A 496-nucleotide genomic window follows, 5' to 3' on the forward strand; every position below is an offset into this window, starting at 1 on the left:
GTGATCACCGTGTTTCGAAACAAGCACGTGAGCCAGCAGGCCCGCCGTCGGGATGCCCTTATCGATGACGTGCGCCGGCACCGGTGCCTGAGTTAAGGTTTCGCAGCGAGCGCACACCCATTTGCCACGAACGTGACGCTCGACGGTGAACACGCCCGGCGTGTAATCGAGCTTCTCGCTGACATCCTCGCCGATGCGCTTGAGCTCACAGCCACAGCCGCAGACGGTCGACTCGGGCTCGTGATGGACATGGACACGTGGAAGGTTCGCCGGAAGCGGCGCCCGGCGCGGTTTGTTCGGCGCGTCTTTGGTCTTTGGCTCGGTGGACAGCCTCTCCAACTCGAGTTCGATGGCGGCCAGGTCGGCATCGATAGCTTCATCGAGCAGGCTTTGCTGCTCGTGACCGAGCTTCTCGCTTCGGGCCGCAAACTTCCAGCGTTTAAGTACGGCCATTTCGTGCGTGAGTTGCGCGAGCTTCGCGTCGCTGAATCGTAGT

Annotated in this window: 1 protein-coding gene; it reads right to left on the minus strand. The window is 61.7% G+C overall.

Annotated features, from left to right (window positions below):
* A partial coding sequence (locus BG61_RS41220) for an IS66 family transposase zinc-finger binding domain-containing protein (RefSeq protein ID WP_174479767.1) occupies window positions 1-496 on the minus strand: 496 nt, incomplete at both ends.

This window comes from Caballeronia glathei (assembly GCF_000698595.1).
GTDB classification, from domain to species: domain Bacteria; phylum Pseudomonadota; class Gammaproteobacteria; order Burkholderiales; family Burkholderiaceae; genus Caballeronia; species Caballeronia glathei.